This window comes from Algibacter sp. L4_22 (genome assembly GCF_023473045.1).
GTDB lineage: Bacteria > Bacteroidota > Bacteroidia > Flavobacteriales > Flavobacteriaceae > Algibacter.
Window position 1 is genome coordinate 1 of the sequence record NZ_JAMCOK010000045.1, and the last position, 1073, is coordinate 1073.

General features: G+C 36.8%; 1 protein-coding gene. It reads left to right on the forward strand.

Translation table 11 applies throughout. The features are described from left to right. Positions 1–28: 28 nt before the first annotated feature. Positions 29–1073, forward strand: a 1045-nt coding sequence (locus tag M4I23_RS19510; RefSeq protein ID WP_249755529.1) for a transposase, incomplete at its 3' end; no start/stop codon positions are given.

Here is a 1073-nt window from a genome sequence, read left to right on the forward strand (position 1 = left end):
TTTCAGCTCATTTTTGTATCTTTTAGTTATGAAATTTATCCTTGGAAAAGACCGAAAACAGACCTGCCTTTTTCCTGTTTCTCTCGAAGATTCAATAGAATCTCAGAACAGCGTAAGGTCTATAGATCAATTTGTAGATTCACTTAACCTAGCAGAACTCGGATTCCGTTCAGACTTCATAGAAAATGGCCCGCCCGCCTATAACCCATCTGTTTTACTCAAACTTTACATTTACGGTTACATGAACCGTATTCGCTCTTCCCGACAATTAGAAAAAGAATGCAGACGAAACATTGAAGTGATGTGGCTGCTAGAATCGCTAGATCCAGACCACAACACCATCAGCAATTTTAGAAAAGATAATGCAAAGGCTATTAAAAAAGTGTTTTTTGCTACCGTACAAATTGCACGTAATTTTGGACTTATAGGTGCTACACTTATAGCGGGTGATAGTACTAAGTTTAGAGCTCAGAATAGCAAAAAGAACAATTTCAATCAGAAGAAAATACAGCGTCACTTAGATTATATTGACAACAAACTAGAGCAGTACAATAAAGCCCTTGAACAGAGTGATAGTGAAAATGAGAAAGAGCAAATCAACAAGGATATTGATAAACATCAAGGTCGCAGAAATGAATATGAAAAATTAAATGCGCAATTGAAAGCCTCTGGAGAACCTCAAATATCTACCTCTGACCCGGATAGCAAGCATTTAATTGTACGTAACAATATTACTGAAGTTGCTTACTGTGTACAATCTACTGTAGATGCAGATCACAATATTCCGTTTGATTACTTGGTCACCAATAAGAATGATTCCAAGGCCATGGGACAGATGTTACAGCGCGCTAAAACTATTTTAGAAACAAACACCTTTACCGCCCTGTATGATAAAGGATATCATACAGGGAGTGAATTTAAAACGGCAAATAATCTAGGGATTAAAACACTTGTTGCTATACCTGGAATAGGAAGAGCGTCTCAAGCTCCAGACCCAAAATATAACTCTGAACACTTTAAATATAGTAAAGAAAACGACACCTATACCTGTCCACAAGGAAACATACTTAAAA